This is a genomic window from Granulicella sp. L60 (assembly GCF_009765825.1).
In the GTDB taxonomy this organism is placed as follows: domain Bacteria; phylum Acidobacteriota; class Terriglobia; order Terriglobales; family Acidobacteriaceae; genus Edaphobacter.
Window position 1 is genome coordinate 755,346 of the sequence record NZ_LMUR01000018.1, and the last position, 21,868, is coordinate 777,213.

20 protein-coding genes are annotated in these 21,868 nt (G+C 53.5%); 12 read left to right on the top strand and 8 right to left on the bottom strand.

Annotation, left to right across the window (positions count from 1 at the left end; translation table 11 throughout):
* A partial coding sequence (locus GSQ82_RS13560; protein ID WP_216847082.1) for a hypothetical protein occupies positions 1–875 on the top strand: 875 nt, incomplete at its 5' end.
* Between the two features lie 245 nt (positions 876–1,120).
* Positions 1,121–1,483, top strand: coding sequence for a hypothetical protein (locus GSQ82_RS13565; RefSeq protein WP_158792780.1), 363 nt, complete (start codon positions 1,121–1,123; stop codon positions 1,481–1,483).
* Positions 1,484–1,546: 63 nt separating this feature from the next.
* On the opposite strand, the gene GSQ82_RS13570 is transcribed toward GSQ82_RS13565, so the two are convergent.
* A complete protein-coding gene (locus tag GSQ82_RS13570) occupies positions 1,547–2,815 on the bottom strand; it encodes a glycosyltransferase (protein WP_158792781.1) in 1,269 nt (422 codons plus the stop codon).
* 971 nt (positions 2,816–3,786) lie between these two features.
* Here GSQ82_RS13570 and GSQ82_RS13575 point away from each other — a divergent pair.
* The 7 genes from GSQ82_RS13575 to GSQ82_RS13605 all read left to right on the top strand — a co-directional run bounded on the left by GSQ82_RS13575 (position 3,787) and on the right by GSQ82_RS13605 (position 11,205).
* Complete coding sequence (locus GSQ82_RS13575; RefSeq protein ID WP_158792782.1) at positions 3,787–5,439, top strand: GMC family oxidoreductase; 1,653 nt, start codon at positions 3,787–3,789, stop codon at positions 5,437–5,439.
* A gap of 97 nt (positions 5,440–5,536) precedes the next feature.
* Positions 5,537–7,030 carry an aldehyde dehydrogenase family protein gene (locus GSQ82_RS13580; RefSeq protein WP_158792783.1) on the top strand — a complete coding sequence of 498 codons (1,494 nt, stop codon included), beginning with the start codon at positions 5,537–5,539 and terminating at the stop codon, positions 7,028–7,030.
* Positions 7,031–7,464: 434 nt separating this feature from the next.
* Complete coding sequence (locus tag GSQ82_RS13585; RefSeq protein WP_158792784.1) at positions 7,465–8,340, top strand: CPBP family intramembrane glutamic endopeptidase; 876 nt, start codon at positions 7,465–7,467, stop codon at positions 8,338–8,340.
* 200 nt (positions 8,341–8,540) lie between these two features.
* Positions 8,541–9,416, top strand: a complete 876-nt coding sequence (locus GSQ82_RS13590; RefSeq protein WP_158792785.1) for a CPBP family intramembrane glutamic endopeptidase — start codon at positions 8,541–8,543, stop codon at positions 9,414–9,416.
* Positions 9,417–9,541: 125 nt separating this feature from the next.
* Positions 9,542–9,727, top strand: coding sequence for a hypothetical protein (locus GSQ82_RS13595; RefSeq protein WP_158792786.1), 186 nt, complete (start codon positions 9,542–9,544; stop codon positions 9,725–9,727).
* A 117-nt stretch (positions 9,728–9,844) separates the two neighbouring features.
* Positions 9,845–10,318 (top strand): hypothetical protein, encoded by a 474-nt coding sequence (locus tag GSQ82_RS13600; protein ID WP_158792787.1) that lies wholly within the window; start codon positions 9,845–9,847, stop codon positions 10,316–10,318.
* Positions 10,319–10,446: 128 nt separating this feature from the next.
* Positions 10,447–11,205, top strand: coding sequence for an SDR family NAD(P)-dependent oxidoreductase (locus tag GSQ82_RS13605; RefSeq protein ID WP_158792788.1), 759 nt, complete (start codon positions 10,447–10,449; stop codon positions 11,203–11,205).
* 874 nt (positions 11,206–12,079) lie between these two features.
* Here the strand turns inward: GSQ82_RS13605 and GSQ82_RS13610 are convergent.
* The 6 genes from GSQ82_RS13610 to GSQ82_RS13630 form a co-directional block, all read right to left on the bottom strand.
* On the bottom strand, positions 12,080–13,282 hold the full coding sequence (locus tag GSQ82_RS13610; protein WP_254061640.1) for a cupin domain-containing protein: 1,203 nt from the start codon (positions 13,280–13,282) through the stop codon (positions 12,080–12,082).
* A gap of 353 nt (positions 13,283–13,635) precedes the next feature.
* Positions 13,636–14,262: an RNA polymerase sigma factor gene (locus GSQ82_RS13615; RefSeq protein ID WP_158792790.1), complete on the bottom strand. Its 627-nt coding sequence runs from the start codon at positions 14,260–14,262 to the stop codon at positions 13,636–13,638.
* A gap of 650 nt (positions 14,263–14,912) precedes the next feature.
* Complete coding sequence (locus GSQ82_RS13620; protein ID WP_371417207.1) at positions 14,913–15,905, bottom strand: alpha/beta hydrolase; 993 nt, start codon at positions 15,903–15,905, stop codon at positions 14,913–14,915.
* Positions 15,906–16,093: 188 nt separating this feature from the next.
* A complete protein-coding gene (locus GSQ82_RS25730) occupies positions 16,094–16,243 on the bottom strand; it encodes a twin-arginine translocation signal domain-containing protein (protein WP_371417208.1) in 150 nt (49 codons plus the stop codon).
* Positions 16,182–16,400 carry a hypothetical protein gene (locus GSQ82_RS13625; protein WP_158792791.1) on the bottom strand — a complete coding sequence of 73 codons (219 nt, stop codon included), beginning with the start codon at positions 16,398–16,400 and terminating at the stop codon, positions 16,182–16,184. The genes GSQ82_RS25730 and GSQ82_RS13625 overlap by 62 nt, the downstream gene beginning before the upstream one ends.
* Positions 16,397–17,281, bottom strand: coding sequence for a helix-turn-helix domain-containing protein (locus tag GSQ82_RS13630; protein WP_158792792.1), 885 nt, complete (start codon positions 17,279–17,281; stop codon positions 16,397–16,399). Before GSQ82_RS13630 ends, GSQ82_RS13625 begins: the two co-directional genes overlap by 4 nt.
* Positions 17,282–17,970: 689 nt before the next feature.
* On the opposite strand from GSQ82_RS13630, the gene GSQ82_RS13635 reads away from it, so the two are divergent.
* From GSQ82_RS13635 to GSQ82_RS13645, 3 genes are read left to right on the top strand one after another with little or no spacing between them, the layout of a single operon-like run.
* Positions 17,971–18,420 (top strand): hypothetical protein, encoded by a 450-nt coding sequence (locus GSQ82_RS13635; protein WP_158792793.1) that lies wholly within the window; start codon positions 17,971–17,973, stop codon positions 18,418–18,420.
* A complete protein-coding gene (locus GSQ82_RS13640) occupies positions 18,417–19,736 on the top strand; it encodes a TlpA disulfide reductase family protein (protein WP_158792794.1) in 1,320 nt (439 codons plus the stop codon). The genes GSQ82_RS13635 and GSQ82_RS13640 overlap by 4 nt, the downstream gene beginning before the upstream one ends.
* A gap of 22 nt (positions 19,737–19,758) precedes the next feature.
* Complete coding sequence (locus tag GSQ82_RS13645) at positions 19,759–20,265, top strand: protein-disulfide reductase DsbD N-terminal domain-containing protein (protein ID WP_158792795.1); 507 nt, start codon at positions 19,759–19,761, stop codon at positions 20,263–20,265.
* Positions 20,266–20,586: 321 nt separating this feature from the next.
* Here GSQ82_RS13645 and GSQ82_RS13650 read toward each other — a convergent pair whose 3' ends face one another.
* Positions 20,587–21,726 (bottom strand): PLP-dependent aspartate aminotransferase family protein, encoded by a 1,140-nt coding sequence (locus GSQ82_RS13650; protein WP_158792796.1) that lies wholly within the window; start codon positions 21,724–21,726, stop codon positions 20,587–20,589.
* Positions 21,727–21,868 lie beyond the last annotated feature (142 nt).

Genomic DNA, 21,868 nt, shown 5'->3' on the forward strand with positions numbered 1-21,868 from the left:
CCCAAGCCAAAAGACACCCTCATCGACCTTATTTCTTATTCAATGGCGAGCTCTACATGCTTGACTACGAATTCGCTCTCGGCAAACTCGAAAGTGCCGTGATCTGGCGCATCCTTCGCACTCTTCCGAAGAACAAGAAAGACCCGTGGCTTAGTTACTGGGGATTGGTCTTTGAAGAATATGTATCTTGGATGTTCGAAGTTTATGCATCGCCGGTGCTCCACAAGATGCATCCGAGTCCGACATACGTGAGCAGCTCCGACCAAATCTGCGACCAAATCAGCATCAGTGGAGATACGGCAGTGCTCATCGAAGCGAAGCTTGGTACGTGCACGGCAGAGGACAGGCATTCCGGCGACTACGAGAAGATAAGAGAGTATCTCGAAGACAAATTGGTGAAGTCGAAGGGGGTCTATCAGCTTTTAAGATCAATTAAGCGCGTTGCCGCCAAGGGAAACGATGTCCCGGTTTATCTCAAGTCCATCAAGAAAATAATCCCGGTAATCATCACGCGAGACGATGTCGGTGGCTGCTGGGGCGTGAATGCCTATTTGAATAAACGCTTCAAAGACCAGATCAGCACGAAGTCACACAAAGGTATTGTGGTCACGCCACTGGTGAGCATGAACATTTCGTGCCTGGAGCGCATGATGTGGGTGCTGCAGGAAAAATCCTTTGCGGATGTGATGGAAGAGCGTATTCAAACCGACCCGACGCTTCGACAGCCTTTTGACGTGGCAGTGAAGTATGTTCAGCGAGGTGCAGCTCCAAAACTGCATGCTCACGTTAAAGCCTATAAGGAATTGAACGAACGCCTCATCATTGACTTCGCCGTGAAGGACGAGGAAGTACCTAAGCCACCTGTTCAGGAGTAGAGTGTCATCCGTATCGGTGTAGATGTCTCCAGGTGGTAGCACTACGAGTCACGCCGGTTGTAGGAAAGGCGAGGTAAGAGGTGCATCTGGAAAACCCGTTCGCGGCCGATACTTCCGAACGGCCTTCTCGCCAGCAGCAGTGCAAGATCGATGGCTAAAGCAGAGATAAGCTACTGTCCAGATCCCGCGTCACTCATCTTCACCGAATTCATCGTCTCCTCGCTTCCAGTATTGGAAGTACTTGGTTGCGCCGCCCCATCTTCCACGCCTCATACGTCTACGACCATACGTTGGGAAAGAAAGAGCCTGTGCAGACTGATGAAGTAATCGTCGTTAGCGGCAACGATAGGGTAGTCATTCCGAGAGCCATTCATGAAGCACAGCAACTCATCGAGAAGAACTCAACTTTTGTGCGCTCAATGGATAGAATGTTGAGCGGCATTGTTCTTGACGATAGGGTTACCGGATTCGGACTAGCCACTTCGCTCGACAGCCCTCCTCCTGAAATTATCCTCAATCGCGAGCTGCTGGAAATGCGTGACACCCTAGAGCCAGAGCCCAAGACACGCGTCATCGAAGAAGACGCTGATCTATACACCCACATGTGAGGAAATCCGAAGCAGTGATCTTACAGGTGATGCAACTACCCCTACGTTGTAGGAAATCGTGATTCAAGTGCGTTGGGGAAGATCAAGCGCCTGCTCTAGGAGGTCCGCTGCCTTTTCAAGTCCATTTGTACGAGCTATCGCTTCCTTCATCTTATTGGCGTTGTGGCGATACTCTGGATTGCCCAGAACATCGTCGATAAGAGTTGAAAGCCGGGCAGCCGTCAACTCCCGTAACGGCACATATGCTCCAGTTTTCGTATAGGCGATCCTCGCCGCAACGCCGGGCTGATCAATCGAAACCGGAATCGCGACCATGGGAACCCCTTGAGTCAGAGATTCAAGCGCGGTATTCAGTCCGGCGTGCGTGATGCATAGTGCTGAACGTTTAAGTAGTTCCATTTGCGGGGCGTTTTTTACAACAATAGAGTTGGCCGGCAAAGAACTAATCTTTTCAGGATCGAGGATGGGACCGATGGACAGTACAAGTTGCATTCCGAGTCTGGTGCCGACTGCCTCAGCGATGGTACTAAATACCGATTCGAGCCCATTCTGCAATGTTCCCATCGAGACATAGATAAGAGGCTCTCCTGTCAGACGGTTCCACGGAAAGTCCGATTCGATCCGCCCCAGTCCATCGTGAAATGGGCCTGTGTAGTGGAATTGTGTGGGCCGGTGAGAGATATTGAAATCGAATTCCTTTGGCATCTGCGTAAGCCATGCCAATTTAGAAATCGTAGCGAATGGATCGGTCCAATTGACATCAAGTCCGACCTTTTTGGCGTAAGCCTGCGAGACGGATGTTATTGGCTCATAGATTTGCAATAGGCTGCGCACACCTGCCTGATTTCTGGCCAATGCCTCCGGGGTCGTCTCATGTTGCCAGTCAAATGTACATACGGGAGCCTTCCCTGAAAAGTCGAAGGGAAGAGCGTTAGAGACATGGGCGTAAGGCATGCCAAGATGCAACGGAACGGCTCCTAGGCCGCGCTGGGATTCATCAAGGACCAGCGCATCCACGTTCGCGTCTCGCAACGTTCGCGGCAGATTTCTGAATGCCGATTCCATAGTATTGGCAACCGAATTTATAGCCACCTCCAACGCCGCCTGTCCCTGCAGCTTGCTCAGAGTAGCCAACGATTTTGCCAGCGATCCAACAGGAAAATCCTTTTCGCAAAAGGGGATAAAAGGAAGTTCTGCTGCACGAACAAAGGGCTCAGTATCTGGCACCGACAAGAACACCACGTCATGTCCACGCGCCTGCAGCTTACGGGCAAGCGTGGTCATTGGATTGAGATGCCCTGGTACGCGAACTCCTAAAAATGCAATTTTCATTCGACCTCTGGGTAATGAGATAATCGCTTGCTCCTGCTGCAGAAAGAAAGATCTAGAGCAAATATCCCGCTAATGGGTAAAGTGTCGTGTGTTTCCCCAATATCTCTCGATGGCTCCCGTCATATCATCCGATTCACATGTGCGCACACGTGAATCGGATGATCTCTGAAGAGATACGGTACTGCAAATTCAAAGCCACGGCGGCTGCTCGTCAGTAGCATCCTCATTGTCAGGTTTTCGAGGGGACGTCGCTTTCGAAATAGTCTCAATAAAAGGTGACTCGAAGACTTAACGTAATCTGAAGGTGCAAAAAGGCTCCTCCGATAGAGACTAGGAGCGAGGCCAAACCGCCGGTTAAAAGCCATTGCTCGAGCTAAGGCTTCGTAGAGCACAGGAGATGGTTTCTTCTCGTTCAGCTGCGCTGATTGATATATAGCCCTCGAATGCGGATTGTGATGGCCAAGCCTGGATCAGCGTGCTATCCACTGTGAAGTGCTCATCGCTCATGAAGTTGATGACGTGGGACGTGGAAGGTGCGGTTCCAGTGTCTCCAGATGAGTAAGCATCCAAGCAGCGCTGACGTGGTGAAGTAGACGGTGTGGGCGAGCGGGCGCTTGCATTATTTTGCTGTCGGACATCAGGCGAGGTGGTTCTTCGCGAGCAGGAAGTATAGGCGTAGGTCTACGCCTCTTTGCGCGGCCTTATTGACCTGTGCGCATTTGTGGAGAGCTTCGTAACCGGCGGCGATGTTGCGGGTTTGGCGAAATGTGGGTGGAGGCGCACTACAGATTGCCTGGCGCGATAGCTGGTGCGGTCGGAAGAACGAAACGGACGGCCCTCCCTCATCATTCCTGAAAAATATCTTGGTGAGCCCTGAATGAGACGATTTCGAAAGTAGACCATACGTGAAACCAATATCGTGAAGAGAAACGGAATTCGATGTGCTTTGTGCACTCTCAGAGGATAAGACAATGAATTCGGCGATCAACCAGTCTGTTAGCGAAGGCACACACCTCAGGCAAAACTCTGAGACACCCAATTTTATCGAGCGTATACGCACCAACCAGCAAACGCTGACAGCAGAACTGAAGTCTCAGTACGACTTCATCGTCTGCGGATCTGGTTCGTCAGGATCGGTAGTGGCACGTCGGCTTGCTGAAAATCCCGACGTGAGCGTGTTGCTTCTCGAAGCAGGTGGCACAGATGACGTTCCCAGCGTGATGGATCCTGCTCAGTGGGTCAACAATTTGGGGAGCGAGCGTGACTGGGCCTTTCAGGGTTCCCCAAACCCTGCGCTCGGCGGGCGTACGCTTCTGATGTCGATGGGAAAGGTTCTAGGCGGCGGCTCCAGCATCAACGTAATGTACTGGGCGCGGGGCCATAAAAACGATTGGAACTACTTCGCCCAGGAAGCTGGAGATGCTGCGTGGAGCTATGAATCAATATTGCCTCTCTATCGTCGTGTCGAGGACTGGCAGGGAGAGGCCGATCCGAGCTATCGAGGGACGGGGGGACCGATTGTTGTTCGCCCATCCCCCTTCACCAGCCCTTTAGGCCCTGCGGCCTTTGAAAGCGCGCGGTCGATGGGGATACCAACCTTCAATAATCTAAATGGCCACATGGCGGAAGGAGAAGGAGGTTGTTCCTTCATCGAAAGAACGATCCGTGATGGTCGGCGCTGTTCTGTATTCCGTTCGTACGTCTTTCCCTATATGGATCGACCGAACCTTACCGTGCTTACAAAAGCGATGGTCACAAGGGTGACTATGGAAGGCAAGCGCGCGACGGGCGTCGAGGTTCTAAATAATGGTGTGGTGATTCGCCTCGGGGCCGGAAAAGAGGTCATCCTCTCATTGGGCGCGATTAACACTCCAAGAGTGCTTATGCATTCGGGTATCGGTGACCACATTGAGTTGCAGCGTCTTGGAATCCCCGTTGTTCAGCACCTTCCAGGTGTGGGACAAAATTTGCAGGATCACCTTCTCCTTTTAGGATGTGTTTTCCAGCGACCGGAACCAGAGATACCTCCTACCGAGGAACAGGCGATTTTACAGTGGAAAAGCGATTCTAGCCTCGATACTCCCGATATGTGGTGCCCCTTAGGAGAAGGTGCTTCGGTGAGTCCCGAAACTGCGGGATTCGACCCGCCGGCAAACTCATGGACCATAGCTCCGGGCCTCGTTCAACCTAAGAGTCGAGGTCAGATTCGACTTACGGGGCCCAATCCTTCTGATCCGATTGAGCTGAATGGAAATCACCTAGGAAATCCAGAGGATCTGAAGGCCATGGTTCGCTGCGTCGAATTCTGTCGCGAATTCGCCAACTCTCCTGCGATGCGTCCGTTCGTCAAACGTGAGGTCATCCCAGGAGGGATGACAGGAAAATCTCTAGAGGAATTCGTGCGAAACTCTGTCGGCACCTACTGGCACCAAACTTGTACCGCGAAGATGGGACGGGACGCCATGTCAGTCGTTGACAACAATCTAAAGGTTTATGGAATTGAGAACCTTCGTATTGCGGACGGTTCTATTATGCCGCGGATCACAACTGGTAACACCATGGCTCCTTGCGTCATCATAGGCGAACGAGCAGGAGAAATACTTAAATCGGATCATGGACTATGAGTGATTTATGAAGCTTGCTTAAGAGGCCAGATGACTCACTGACAGGAAGCACGTCAGAAACCAAACAATAACGAATTAAAGCAGTAAGGACAATAAAATGACTTCTAGTTCTACCGTACCAACAGTTCAGCACCTAATGGACCAATCCATCTGGCAAGGAAGATTATTCCTCAATGGCTGGAATCCGGGTGAAATCGGGGTCTATAACGTTACCGACAAAGCTACTGATGAGGTCATTGCAAATATTGCTCAAGCAAGTTCTGGCGATGTCAGTATTGCCAGCAAATCTGCTTCAGCCGCTGCAAAGTTTTGGGCGCAGAGTTCGTCCAAGCATCGTGCCGCAATCATGCGTCGTGCAGGTCAGCTTTTACTCCAGCACCAAGAAGAGATAGCTTATTGGATCATCCGAGAATCGGGCTCAACTAAGCTCAAAGCAATTGGAGAAATCCATACATCAAAAGAATATCTGGATCACGCTGCGGACGTAGCTGAACTTCCTTGCCTGAAGCTGCTTAAGGATGATTCCGATATGTTGAGCACCATTGAACGTATTCCGCTAGGTGTTGTCGGAGTTATCTCACCCTTCAACTTCCCATTGGCTCTTGCAGTACGAGTGGTTGCCCCTGCACTTGCTAGCGGAAATGCAGTGATCCTAAAGCCTAGTTTGAATACGGCAGTGAGCGGTGGGGTCGTCATTGCCCGTGTTTTTGAAGAAGCAGGATTACCTGTGGGTGTTCTGCACGTACTACCAGGCGAAGTTGCAGCAGGCGAGGCTCTAGTCGATAACGCCAATGTGTCGATGATAGCCTTCACCGGCTCCACGGCTGCTGGAAGACAAATCGCTTCAGTCGCCGGTCGCTCTTTGAAGCGAGTGCAACTTGAACTGGGTGGGAAAAATGCGTTTCTTGTTCTTTCGGATGCGGACCTTGAGCAAGCGGCACTTGCTGGGGCGTTTTCATCCTTTTTCCATCAAGGACAATTATGCATCACCGCTGGTATCCATCTCGTACATGAAAGCCTGCTGAATGAATACTCTGCCAGAATGGCTGAGCTTGCGAGGGCAGTGAAAGTTGGGAACCCATATCTCGAGCAGGTGGGTTTAGGTCCGATCATTAGTGACAAGCAGCTTAATCATGTGGATTCAATTGTTCAGGAAGCTATTCAGTCCGGAGCTGAACTGGTAGAAGGAGGAAGCTTCCATAATCGTTACTATCGACCAACAGTGTTGAAAAATGTTCCCAAGAGCTCCAGGGCGTTTAGAGAGGAGATCTTTGGTCCTGTTGCTGCCATCGTTGGGTTCAAGGAAGATCGAGATGCGATTCAATTGGCAAACAATACAGGGTACGGTCTTGTCGCTGCCGTTTTTGGGGAAGCGCAACATGCCGCTGAAGTTGGTAAGCAAATCGAAGCAGGGATGCTCCACATCAACGGCTCAACACTGATGTCTGACGTGAATGCACCGTTCGGTGGGACGAAAGCGTCGGGTAACTTTACTCGCATTGGGGGCAGTGCGAGCGTGGAGGAATTCACTACATGGCGGTGGATGACGGAAACACGAAAACCAAGTGGGTTTGAAATTCCTTCGACATAGCGATGCCTTAGCCATCGCACGTTAGACCTACAACCACCGAAGCAGTGTGGGTAGAACGAAGAGATTCAGACCATTCTCGCCTGGTGACCGAGCCTGAGATCCCGACTGCCGTTGTAGTCGTGAGTGAAACTGAATGCGAAGCCGCTCATAAAAGCCCATCGCGGGATACCTCCAACAAATCGTCAACATCAGCTAGGAGTTTTCACGAGTTCACAAGCCCATCATCTCTCGATAATATGCTCTCCGCTACCTGCGTTGGGTGAAGCATTGATGCCTGAAGAATGCTCTGTGTAGCCGTGAGCAAATGAGACGATTTCAAAAGCAGGCCGTGCGTAAAACCTCAATACTAAAGGTGTTGCTTTTGTTTTCGAAATCATTTCCGGGTTTGTGCCAAGACACGACCTGGCACAAAGCATTCAAATGGAGACTCGCGCATGGCCCGGAAAGCTACACCCATACAGATTGTTCTCACCTTCCTTGCTCTCACGGCCGTGCTCAGCAGTTTCTTTTATGCCATCGTGATCTACACAGGAAACCTTTGGGGTGGGGGCAACAACATGCCCTACGCGATCGACCTCCAGTGGTCTGTCGCCGTCGCGGCATTGCTTACCTGTTGGCTGCTGGGGGAGAACCTTGGCGATCTTGGATGGCGTTGGGGTAAAGCCCGTTATATGGCAGCGGCTTACTTTATCCCCCTGTTCTATTGCGCGATAGCGTATGGAGTCGTCTGGATAAGCGGCTTTGGCCACTTCTACAACCGACAGTTCGTTGCGGGTTTGGCTACTACGTATGGCCTGGGCGGGCTGTCGCCGGCGATGCTCATCGCAATGCACGTGTTCTTCTCCATGACCGGCACTTTGATCGCTGCTATCGGCGGGGCTTTAGGCGAAGAGATTGGATGGCGAGGACTCCTGGTGCCTCAACTCTCAAAATGTTTCAACTTCACAACGACTGCACTTATCTGCGGCTGCATTCATGCAGCATGGCATATTCCGGTCCTGCTGTTCTCCAACTACAACGAAGGAACACCCGGCTGGTATGCGCTAACCTGTTTTGGTGTGTTAGTCATCGCTTTCACTTTCGTTGTTAACTGGTTGCGGCTTAAATCCGGCAGCGTTTGGGCCGCGGCATTGCTGCATGCGACCCACAATGTATGGGTTCAACAAATCTTTACCCCGCTGACAGCTTCGACCGGCAAGACCGCTTATTTCATCGACGAGTTCGGTGCCGCGTTGCCGATTGTGATGATGATCTTCGCCACCTATTTCTGGACGCGCAGAAAAGAATTAGAACAGCTAACAACGGCCTAAAGATGTAGCCAAGCGGGGCGACGTCTGGATGAAGCCATGAATCACAAAAATTATGTTGGTTAACTCCTAATTGAGACGCTTCCAAAGCAGGCCGCGCGTGAAACTTCAATACTAAAGGTGTTGCTGTTGTTTTCGAAATCATTGCCGAGTTTGTGTCAAGACACAACCTGGCACAACCATTCAAATGGAGAGCCCTACGCATGACCCGGAAAGCTTCACCCACGCAGATCATTCTCACCTATCTGGCTCTCACGATAGTGCTCAGCAGCTTTTTTTATGCCATCGTGATCTACACAGGGAACCTTCGAGGTGGAGGCAGCAGCTTCCCCTATGCGACCGACCTCATGTGGTCTCCCGGCGTGGCAGCTTTGCTTACCTATGTGCTGCTAGGATTGAACCTTGGCGACCTTGGATGGCGGTGGGGTGAAACACGTTACATGGCGGCAGCTTACCTTATCCCCTTGTTCTATTGCGCGATAGCGTATGGAGGAGTGTGGATAAGCGGACTTGGTCATTTCTACAACCGAGAGTTCGTTGCGGGTTTGGTCACTACGTATGGCCTAGGCAAGTTGTCGCCCGCGCTGCTCATCGGAATGCAGGTGTTCTTCTCCATGACCGGGGCTTTGGTCCTTGCTGTCGGTCGAGCCTTGGGCGAGGAGATAGGATGGCGTGGCCTGCTGGCGCCTCAGCTTTCAAAACGCTTCAACTTCACGACAACTGCCCTTATCTGCGGCTGCATCCATGGGGTCTGGCATTTTCCGGTTCTGCTGTTCTCGAACTACAACGAAGGAACACCCAGCTGGTATGCATTGATCTGTTTTATGGTGGCAATCATTGCCTTCTCCTTCATCATCACCTGGCTGCGGCTCAAGTCCGGCAGCGTCTGGGCTGCGGCATTGTTCCATGCGTCCCACAATGTATGGATTCAACAGATCTTCACCCCGTTGACAGCTTCTACCGGCAAGACCGCTTATTTCATTGACGAGTTCGGCGCGGCTGTGCCAATCGTGATGACGATCGTCGCCATCTACTTCTGGACACGCAGAAAAGAAGTAGAACAATTGACAATGGTCTAGTAACGGAACCAAGGGCGCGAGGAATCGAAGGTACACATTGCAGTCGAGCCCCTCAGGCAGCTGCTGGCGTCGGCTGATCAAGTCATCGCGAACAACTTGCTGTGCTGATAGAAAGAGATGCCTAGATGAGAGCCGACTACGCGCAGCAGTCCTATGTCGGCCATGGGGCTACTGCGGACGTATCCCGCCGAGGCTCCCCGGTAACATGGCCTGCCGCTGGAGATGCCAAGCCCCCATGCCCAAACGAAATTCGTGCTGCTAGCTATAAGCAGGTGATTGGAGGCCTTCCCATGGCACATGCGGCGCAGTGAAATTCCCGCAGTAAGTACTGGTGTGTCTTTTGAGCAATAGAACGACGCGTCCTTGACGCATCATCCAACGTCGGTCCGTAAATCTGTTCCTCGTAATCATAATCTTGGAGAAATATTATGCATTTACTTCTTCCTGCGCGACGATTGCTGTTTGCAGTTTCGCTTTTGAGTATTCTCACTCTACCCTCAGCAACGGCTCAGGCGGTCGGTTCGACGGTTGCCTCTTCATCAAAGACCGAGACCATCGAATGGGTTTTCCGGGTTCGCTACGGATATCATGACGAGTGGTTTCGAATCTTTCAGAAGTATCAGGTCGCCATACTTGAACGACAGAAACAGCTTGGATACGTGAAGGACTACTCTATTTGGTCTCCTGGCCTGCACACGAGTGAAGAGTCTCGGTGGGATTATCGTATTGTGGTCATTCGCACGTCGCACGATGCTCCGCCCGGACAATCTGAATCTGAAGTGGCCAAACAACTATTTCCTGATCAGCAAACATTTCGCCGCGATGAACTTCGCCGGTGGGAACTGACGACTAACCATTGGGATCTGCCGATTTATCAAGTAAACCCCAATTCAACCGAGTGAGATTAGCGTTTGGTCAGAGATATCGGCGTGTCAATCAGACATGTAATCAGCAGTGCAATGGACCGATTAACCGTTTCGCATGGACAGCTTGCGAAAGATCCAGAATATGCGATAGAGAGGTATCAAAAATGAAAAGACTAAAAAACAAATGCGCTCTAGTAATGGGAGCAACAAGTGGAATCGGCCAGACCTGCGCTGAGATGTTTGCTCGGCAGGGGGCTCGCGTTGTACTGACAGGTCGCCGAGTCCCCGAAGGCGAAGCAGTAGCCCGTAACATAGTTGCTGCCGGTGGCGATGCGACATTCCAGATGTGTGATGTAACAGAGCCGGAATCGGTTGAGGAAGCGGTTCACCAGGCTATCGGCCGCTTGGGGCGGCTTGATGTTCTGCTCAATAATGCAGGAGGCTCGAGCAACACGGACGGACTGGTGACAACCGCCTCTCTTGACGAGTTTTGGAATAAGATGCGTGTCGATCACTTTGGCACGTTTCTCAGCCTTCGCTTCGCGCTTCCCGAGATGGTCAAATCCGGAGGCGGATCGGTGATCAACATGGTATCGGTGGCGGCCTTCGGAAATTCGACTGGCGGGCGTTCCGCGTACGCTTCCTCGAAGGCGGCTGTCATGAATCTAACTCGGAGCACGGCGCACGCCTTTGCCAAGGATCGAGTCCGAATTAACGCCATTGCGCCAGCTGCGGTCGGTACTGAGCGCATCAAGAAGATGTTGGCTGATCGGCCGGAGGTCAAAGCTGCATTTGCGGTTCAGCAGCTCGGTCTGATCGAGCCCGAAGACATCGCCTATGCGGCTGTCTTCTTAGCGTCCGACGAGTCCCGCATGGTCACCGGCCACATACTTCCCGTGGATGCAGGTTCGTTTGCCGATTGAGCAAACGGCACGATAGGAAGCAAAAATGCAACGCAGACTGGTTTTGCAAGCGCATTCCTTGTAGCAACGCCGGACAATCACCGCTTACAGCGGGAACATGGGCAGCCGTACTGGGAGTAGTGAGCGTTATGGCTTGCCTGTGTACGGCTCTTGTTCCGCTTGCTGCAGTGGGTTTTCGTGAAACACTCCGGGCTTACCCGAAGCTGCGGCATCAGCGCCGCCGATGCGCCGTTTCCTCACGCCAGTACTAGGAGCTCTCGGAGCGATGGCTGTGCTTTGGGCAGTCCGCCGGTGGTCGCGAGCTCGGCACTTCGAGGAATATGTCGAAGCCGTTCGCTTTCAGGAAGGACACATAGCGTTCATGCCGACGCTTTGGTGCACGCTATCGTCCGCATTTTCCGTCGCAACCGGAGCCGCAATTGGACGCTAGGGATCCAGTTTGCGACGGCTGTGACGTCCAGGGTTAGCAAACGTTCGCCTCTGCCCACGATTCCATTGTCCCGCCAAGTCGCTTGCGGTGTAGCTGCGGCTGTTGCAGCAGCTCACCAGGCTCCCATTGCCGGTGTATTTTCGCAGCCAAGATTTTTCTGGGCGAGTGGGTGTGGGCCGAAGTGCCGCGGCTGGCATAGGCGTCCGTGGCCGGATGGCTAGTGAGTCGCACGCTGCTGATAGGCGGGTCGCCATGCAGCCTGGCCCATGCTGTTCCGCTGGCCTGTCGAACTATAAGCCCACAATATCCATGGAGGTTGTGGTTGCTTTCAACGTGTCCTCGTTCGGGGAATGATCATGTAGCAACCTTTCAAACACTGCATCATAGCCCAGTTGGACGCGGTTATCAGCGTTGTCCAACTGGGCCCTGTTGTTCCTGGCGAGATTAGCGCGGGAGAACCGGTGTCTTGTTTTGAGGGGCGCTGCGAATCGTCGATACCGGCAGCTTCAAATGGGCTGCCGCCATCTTGTCCGGCATACGGGCGATCCACTGGTTCAGCGATACGTCCTGATAGCGCGGCGATTTGAACATTTCAAGAAAGACCAAGTCCTCAGTGCCAGTATTTTCGATGTAGTGTCCTGCCATTGAAGGAACGAACCCCACGTCGTTGGCGCGGAAATCCATGGTACGTGCTCTACCTTCGGTGAACACAACGGTCATACGACCCTGACCCTTGATCCAGTACTGCCACTCGCTTGTGTTCGGATGCCAGTGCATCTCACGGATGGCGCCTGGCTTGAGGGTCACCATGGCCGCAGCGATGTTCTTTGCAATCGTAAAGTTCGAAGAGTCCACGATGCGAACCTCCCCGGTTGCTGATTGGCTCGTCGGCTTCATAGATGCCATTTTGAAGGTGTAGTGGTTTTCCGTCTCCAGGAAGTTGCCGAGGAAGCGCTTGTCAGCTTCCAGCGCACCGGGCAGAGGAGCCTCGAAGATGTAAAGCTCGGTAGGAGGGAGCTGGTCCCACTCCTGACGCTTCCAGCCAGTATTCTTTTCTATGATTTCGGGCGGTGTGTGGACCAGGAATTCCGAGAGCAGGAAAGTATCATCTTCTGAGAAGTCGCCCTGATCGAAGACGAGAAGGAACTCGCAGCCGTCGCCTTCAAGCCCTTGGATCGAATGCGGAAAGCCGGCAGGGAAGTACCACAGGTCTCCGGGTCCTACATCGTCAATGAACATCTTGCCATCCGGCTGCATGACAGTGATGCGGGCCTTGCCGGTCAGCATGATGGCCCATTCGTCGGCCAGGTGCCAATGGAGTTCGCGAAATGACCCGGCTGTCAGGCGCATATTCACGCCCGCGAGGTCTTGCGAACGGGGAATCTCGCGCGAGGTAACCTGGTGCGTCCATCCGCCGGACTCAACGCGCTTCGGCGTGAGGTCGAAGGAGTACCAGATCGTATGAGGATTGCCGCGATCGGTGAAGGGAGGTAGATTTGAGTTCGGATTAGTCCGAAGTAGCACGGTATTCTCCGGTCCGGGATCGGAGGCGTTATCGCCCGTCCTTCCCGCCAGCGACTCGGAACGTGTTTGCGCGAGAGCACTTTCGGTAGCCAGGCCTGCGGCCGCCATGGTTGCGACTCCCATAAAGGCCCGCCTGCTCACCCCCTCTTGTTCGGTGCGAGTTGATGTTTCGTTCAAATTGTTTGAGGCTTGCTCTTTCATCTCCATCGTCTTTCATCCTTTCTTCTTTCCTTCGATATCTATGCAGACGCTCGAAGTCGCTGACCATACATATTGTTTCCAGCCACGACTTAGAACGCCCGATCCGCGGGAGTGCTTTCTGTTCCGCCTCTCCTCTGCTCAGAGGATGATCTGTAGGCTAAAATCATTGGGATCCGTTGCAGTTTCGATCTCAGGGGCTGTGGAGATGTGGAAGGGGCACGGCGAAGTGTCGCAGAAGATGGCCTTCGCTTGTCGCGGGCTGCCGGGCATCCTGCTTAAGCCTTGACTGGATGGGCCGCGTCAAGTCCTCTCAGTTTTGTAGGGGCTTGGCATTGTTTCTGCAACTGCTTCTTGGCGCGCCGTAGACGGCTTTTAAGAGTAGAAGCGGAGACGCCGTCTTGCCGAGCAACTTGGGCCATCGGAAGTTCCACGGAGTTGTACGCCAAAACTACGTCCTTGTATTCTGGTCTCAAATCCTCGATTGCCTGGAAAGCAATCTGGCGTCGTTCCAGCAAGATTAGGTCGTCGAGAATAAGTGCTTTTGGATCTTCTAGTAATTCGGCGAAAGTTATCGAGTCGTCAACCGGCCGATCGAGAGACACGGTCCTGTGAGCGCGCTCCTTTCTCAGCCGCATAAGGCAGGTGTTGATTACGATTCGAGTAAGCCAGCTGGAAATGCTTGAATCGGCCCGGAACGAGTGTGCCGCTCTGAATGCCTTCAACATAGCGTCTTGAAGTGCATCCTCCGCGTCATCGATGTTTCGAACTATTCGCATCGCGGTACGTAAGAGACGCGTGTAGTGACTTTTGTACACAATCGAGAATACCTGCGCGTCTCCTGTTCGAAAGAGATTGCATAGCGCGTTTTTCGCATCCGGACTGACATAGGATGTGTCGGCCATTGTTGGCTCGTTGTTGCAGCAGTTCATCGTGCCTCCGATGTAGGTGAAGATTTCGACCAGCTGGCACAACACTACAGCCAAGAGCCTTGCGTCGCTACCTATCACTTTCTATAAGAGAAACCCACAGTCGATGTAGTCATCGAAAAAGCCTAAGCAAATCTTCGAACCTCGAGAATAAGAGCCCACAATGCACCCCACGCCGAGTCGACTTCACTGACTAACTATCTTCCATTCAACAGAAAAGCCGAGGCTACGAGAATCCTGTACCTATAGGAATCTACGATGAATCGCGATTGAGGCACCTAGTATGTTCGAGGAATCCATACGGAGGTTATCAATGCAAAGAAAGCCCGTAATCGCACTCGTCGAAGATAGCAAACTGATTCGTTTCACTCTGACAAAAGTACTACGAAACTCCGGCTTCCTGGCTCACGCTTTTGGATGTCCAACATCGTTTCTAAAGTCGACCATACTTCATGCAGTCGACTGCATCGTGACTGAGTCTCTGGGACTACCTAGACATTTCGTAATCTACTGTTGTGACGTTCGAACGGTAAAGTCCATTCTGCATTGCGTTGCAAGCGGTGGACGAGCGACATTTTTCAGCCGCTCGCCCAACGACGTACGACGCAGGACCGTTTCCCTACTAGTCACTTCGAGATAAAATGTTGTTGAGCTAGCCAATGCTCAAACATACCTGGCCACGCGCTTTCCTCGGGAACGTCTGTGGCAAGTCCGGCGCCGTGCTTTCCATGAGCGAAGAGATGCGCATCTACAGATATCCCGCGTTCTTTGAGAGCCTGAACGAAGAGCACGCTGTTCTCTGGGCTTATCACCGCATCGTCCATGCTCTCGAAGAGAAAGACCGGTGGCGTCCGCGGCGTGACGTTCTTCTCTCCGGAGAGATAAACCTGCAACTTAGCCAGTTCTGGTCCGGTAAAGCCGCGGAGCAGATTTCGATAGGAACCTGAGGGCGGCACGTCGGCCGGGTCCATGGAGATGACGGGGTAACCCAAGCCAAGCAGGTTTGGACGCCCGTTCTCATTATCCACTGCATCATGGGTTGGCAAACCAAATTCGGTAGCTGAGTGGAGCGTCAGAGTGCTGGCAAGATGGCCCCCTGCGGAAAACCCAAACAATGCAAGCCGCTCGGGATCAATGCCGTACCGCGTGGTCTTGGAACGGATAAGTTTCAAGGCACGCTGTCCATCCCACATCGGCACGGGATATCGGTATGTTCCGTCTCGCTGAACCAGACGGTAATACAGTACGAAGGCCGTTACATGTAGCGTTCGCGAGAAATACTCAGCTACTGGCTCCTGTTCCTTCGTATCCGTGAGCCGATCGTAGCCACCGCCAGGGATTATCAGTATGGCGGCTGATGGAGAACCCGCGCCGGCAGCTGGCCGAAAAACGCGCATGTAAGGGATGTCCCGGCACGGATCGTTGCCGGTTGCGCCTGGCGCATCTCCTTCCCACAGGCGAACCTCTGTGGGATCTCCCGGGTCATAGCAGTTTGGGGAGCCAGCTGCGGATCCACTTCGATTGCGATGATCGATCCGTTCTGCTTGCAATCCCCACGCGATGCTCAACCCACACGTCAGGATAAGAGCCATAGCAACACGATTGAATTTCAATTTCATCTTTCCTTTCTCACATCATGAATCTCGGGTAGCGCTACCCATCAATGCCCCTAATATCCTCAAGCCTCGATTCGCCCACTCATCGACACTTTAGAGGATTCTTCCGAAGCATCACGAATTCTGGGGCCAGTAGTATGCCGAGCACTACGAAGACGAATAGGCTGCTTTGAGGACCGGACGTGCCCCACTTATGATCGAATTGATATAGCGGGTAAGCCAATTGATACAGCAGTGAGAGCTGCACTACTCTGAAGGAACGTTCTGCGGTTCATATCTCTACAGCTCTCCTTTGATTGGGTGGCAACTATAAGAGCGCACGTTTTCTGATACAGGCTCACTCTGCTCGCCAAGGTTTTCCCTTGTTTGCCTGGGGATCAGATCGATCAGCGTCGCGGCCGGAACCCTATCGGTGGCGATCAGTACCTCTTCATTGTGCGGTTTTGTGCGAATCAAAGCTTTTGAAAAAGTCTCTTTTAGCGACTCACTTCGCTTCATCCGGTCGATAAGGATCTTCGATAGAAGCTAGGGGCAACGCCGAAGCGCCGGGTAAAAGAGGCGGTAAAGTGTGCGTGGCTGCGAAACCCGCACGCGAGGGCGATATCGATAACTGACATTGAAGCGGAAGTAAGCATCTTCTGCGCTTGCCGCAGCCGCAGCTCGAGAAGGTGGCTATGGGGCGTGACCCCCATGGTCTCTTTAAATATCCTCATGAAGTGCGCCCTGCTGTATCCGCTTTCTGCGGCAAGTGTGGCAAGGGAAAGATCCGAATCTAATTCCTCATGCATTTTCTCGAGCACGCGACGAAGAAGATGGCGGGGGAAGTACGGATCAAACTGGGCAGGTTCCTGCGGCAGCAAACGAGCCGCAAAGTGGAGCCGGATTCCGAGCTCCACGAGGAGAGACTCGGTTTCCATTGCATCGTATCCTCGTCCATCAGCTGCTCCGCGCATAATAAGCTTATACATAAGCTCTCGAAGTGAACTGTCGTCAGTGACGTGCAACGGCTGGAGCGGCCCGTTTAGGCGCCGGTCCATCTCCAGCTCCAGATTATCGAGAAAGCGAGGCGGAAGAGAACACACCAGCGTGACTTGATCCTCCCTCGTTTGGACTGCCGAACATATGTCTGGATTCAGCGCCGTTATTGTCCCCGGAGACTTTCTGAACCGCACGAATGATCCCGGTCTTGTCTCCAGTTCTCCGAGAAACGGCTTCTGCTCCCAAAGCATCAGATAGTGCTGATCGATTACCTCACTCGGCCAGTCACCAGCTTTCAAGATTTGACGTTCGATCGTCACGCCATTCCAATGGAGCGATGGTCCAGATGCCGAAGCAAGCTTGGAATTTGCCGGCAGATTAGAGATCGGATTTCGAGCCATAACGTTTCTATGTATATAGACGTTGTCAATTGCCCTTCGGTCCTTCCTTTTTCAAAATCTTTAGAAGGACGATCCGGATGATTGTGCGGACATGATCTTGCCTCGCAATGGACACTAAACTTACAGAAGGTAGTGCTCCTGCATCAAATCCGTCGCGTCGACGCGGGAAAAGGTATAGATCATCAGACCGATCAGAGCCCGATAGCGCAGACGGGGTAGGGAAGTGAAGCCAAGCGGATCGCTAAAAGAGACTTTTCCGAAAGCTTTGATTCGCACAGAGCTGCACAATAAGAAAGTAACGATCTCGGCAGATCGAGTTCCAGTCCCGACGCTGATCAATCTGGCTCGCGAAGAGCACAGCCTGGAAGGGTGTTAGGTCACGATTGGGCCTTTCATCGGAATAAACGGATCTAGCCTTGATTTCGCTCATCACGCACGAGAGCACATTCATCGCCTGCATTGACGCGCCTTGTACGTGTGTGTGGCGAAGAAAGTGACTGGAACTCCGATGGAATCATGCATACACCGACTCTGGCTGAAACTCTCCGGATCAGGGAATCGATTGCCCGCTCGACCGTGTTTCTCTCAACAAGAACTCCGGGCGTAGCGGCCGAATTCCAATCTCGAACCGAAGCCAAACAGACGAAATCAATCTCATCCCAAAACCGCGCTAAGAAAGGATCGTTCCTTTGCCGTCAATTGCAACATCTTTCTTCCCATCTGAAACGTATCTGCCAGAAGGCGCCAATGAAGAGCTCGCTGGCCCTCCACGCGCCGTCGCCCCCGTCAACCGCGCGGAACGCATGGCCAGTATCGACACCTTGGGGGGATTTGCCCTGCTCGGCATCCTCGTCCTCAACCTGGACAGTTTCTGCGGCCCGGAATTCTTTCACGACATCCCCATCGGTCTGCCAAAACCGGCTTTCACAGGCGCTCATGCGCACCTCAGTCTCACTTTCCTCTTCATCAAATGGATCTTCTTTGAAGGAAAGATGCGCTTCCTCGTCTCCATGTTCTTCGGTGCGGGTGCCATACTTTTCACCGACCGCGCGGAGCGAGGCGGAACCGCCGGAAAATCAGCAGACATCTTCCTTCGCCGTAACATGTGGCTCATCTTCTTCGAAGGAGTTCTACGATGAAGCTTTTCGCGAGCGTTCTTGCGTTGTCTTTCAGCGCGCTGCCCGCTGCGTTTGCGCCTTCTGCCATGCTCGGCCAGACGCCTTCGACCTCACCGATCCTTGGCATCTGGCAGGGCAATGCGACCGTTCGTGACACACAGCAAGTGCCGATCACGATCCGCATCTCCGGCAGCGGTTCAAGGCTGAAGGCGGAGTTCCTGAATGGCCCGGCGGACTACCCGGACTCAACACCAGCCTCCTCCGTCACCTTCGACGGCGCTCACCTCGTCGCGTCTTTTGACTACTTCGCTAGGACACTAGAAGCCACGATCACCGATGGCAAACTGAGCGGGACCTACGGCCCGGCACATCCGACTGCCAAGTCCGCTCCTACACCGTTCACGGCGACACGAGGTAAAGTAGAGATGGATCCCGCATCCGCGCCCAACGCACCCGACATCTCCGGCTCATGGGAGATCGCCACGAAGAGCTCAAAGGGCGAGTCAGCATGGGAGTTTCGCGCTGACCCTCCCAAGGGCAAGTCTCCAGTCATCAAAACTGTAATTCAACAGATCGACGGCGACACCGGCGGGCTTTGGGGAACGTGGAATGGGAGCAGCTACATCGTGGGCCACTTCGACGCGGACGGCCCCGCACTCTATTCTGTGACACCGCAAACGGATGGAACCCTGCTCATTAATAGCCTGCTCGCTAATCCGCACGCCCCCACAAATGCCGGCCTGATTGCTCGTCGGCCGACCGAAGCACGCAAGGAAAACCTCGCTGCTCCCACGGACCCCACGCAGCAGACTACGGTCAAAGATCCGAATACTCCCCTCGCGTTCAGCTTTCCTGATCTCAACGGAAAGATCGTATCCAATACGGACCCTGAATTTCGCGGGAAGGTAGTCATCGTTGCCGTGGGCGGCTCGTGGTGCCCGAACTGCCACGATGAAGCGCCTTTTCTCGTGAATCTATATAAGCAATTTCACTCAAAGGGGCTTGAGATCGTGAACCTCGATTTTGAGCAGGGAGATCCTGACACAGATACAGCCCGGCTCAAGGCGTTCATCGCTCACTACGGTATTTCTTACCCCGTGTTGGCGGCCGGAACGACGGATCAACTTTCGGAGAAAATTCCGCAAGGCGTGAACCTGAACTGCTGGCCGACTTCTTTCTTCATCGGTCGCGATGGTCTGGTGAAGGAGGTTCACGCGGGCTTCGCAGGGCCGGGCAACACGGCAGGACATGTAGCCCTGGAGCATGACGTTACGGAGTTTGTTGAGAAGCTATTGGCGCAGCCTGCGCCGAGCCAAACAGTCAGCATCACGAAGTAAGTAGACAGACTGGAACATCGCTTTGACTACAGTAACAACACGTCGAATTGGATTGGCGGTTCTCCTGAGCTGTCTCACCTACATAGCTGCGCTAGCTCAGGGTGCCATTCAACCGGTTAGTTGGGCACTCTCGTCCACTCCCGAACCCTCAACGGCAGCTGGGAGTCACCTAACGCTCGATCTCACTGCGCATATCGACGACGGGTGGCACGTCTACGCCTTTCATCAGGCCGAAAACGGCCCAACGCCACTTCGTATTACCGCCGACCCCAACGGCACCGTTCAGCTGGCAGGTACTCCATCTGGAACATCCCCAATCAAGAGACACGACACCAGCTTTGACCTTGATACCGAGATCTTCGATCATCAATTTACGGTGCACGTTCCTGTCCTGATGAAGTTATCTGCTGCTGCTGGCGAACAGATCGGATTGGATGTGCGATTTCAGGCATGCAATGACCATATCTGCCTCCCCCCGAAGACGGTCCACTTGACAGTACCGCTCAAGGCCGCGGCCGACATCCGATAGACAGCCAACGAATTATCGTCTTGGCTCCATTTGCCAACGGTTGAAGTACCCTGAAGTCGCAACAGATGGAGCGCAGACCGTGCACCGACACCCCCTGACAACGCGCACTCCTGAGGCGATGCGGCTCAGGCGGCAAGTGCAAAGGTTGAAGGCGTAACTCACGCCCCCTTCACCTTAATCTGAGGAGCCTCCTGGACCAAACGCCGCTTACAAGCGTGAGTCATTTCGATGCTCAACCCATAGGAGATCCATGTCAGATTATTTTTCGTACAGTCCTCTGCCTGCAGCCGGCAATACCTGCCATCCATACCAAGAGACCAACTATGCCTGGTCGAGACACCGGCTCAGGTCGCTGATCAAATCATCTACATCCTCTATTCCGATCGATAACCTGAGGAGTGATTCAGGGATCGACCTGAATGCAAGCATCTCCGCCGGAACACTGGCATGAGACATCTTTACCGGGATGCTGATTGTTGAGCTGACGCTGCCGAAGCTGACGGAGATGCGAAACAGCTCACTCTTCTCTGCGATGGACTTTGCTGCGGCCGCGCCGGCCGCGGTGAAACTGAGTACCGCGCCTGACCCACGCGCCTGCGCCTGGTGGATGGGGTGGCCAATGTGCGAGCTGTTGCCTGGATAAAATACCTTCCGCACGCCGGGATGTGTCGACAGGAAGTTGGCGATGAGGGTGGCGTTATGCTGTTGCGCATCCATGCGGACCTTCAGGGTCTTGAGGCCTCGCAAGAGCAGATAGCAGTCGAATGGGCCTAGGGCGGTGCCTTCGGCATTTTGCAAGTAATAGATATCTTCCGCTAACTTCTCATCCTTGACGACAATCACTCCGCCGGTTACGTCGCTGTGCCCGCAGAGAAACTTCGTCGCGGAGTGAAGTGCTATATCGGCCCCGAGATCAAGGGGGTTCTGCAGGTAGGGCGACATGGTGCTGTTATCGACACAGAGTAGAAGTCCACGTCGTTTCGCAACGACGGCGGTAGCCTTGAGGTTGATGATCCGTAACATTGGGTTGGTCGGCGACTCCACGTAGATCATGCGGGTGGCGGGAGAGATGTGTTCTTCGATGTTGGCTGCGTTCGATGCGTCGACATAGCGTACCTTGATGCCGGTGCGTGGAAGTACGCCTCCAAAAAGGCGAGCGGTTCCGCCGTAGAGGTCCCAATCGGCCAGGATCTCGTCGCCGGCTTTGAGTAGTCGGGTTACGTTGGCGACCGCTGTCATGCCACTTGAGAATGCAAAGCCGCGAGTGCCGTTCTCGAGCACGGCCATCTGGTCCTCGAGGACACGTCGCGTTGGGTTGCCGCTGCGGGAGTAGTCGAACTTGCCGAAGCTGTCGGCGTGCTCCTGTTCGAAGGTGGCCGTCTGGTAGATCGGTGTAACCATGGGACGCAGTGGATCGCCGGGATTCGAGTCGAAGTGCACGAGTTTGCTTGCGAACTTCACCTGGCACCGCCGCCGACTGCCTCAAAGGACTGCTCGAAGTCGGAAATGAGGTCGCGAGAGTCTTCAAGGCCCACCGACAGTCGGATCAGGCACGCTGCCGAAGTGACAGACATCCGGCGCGGTTTATCGGCTGCCTCTGAAT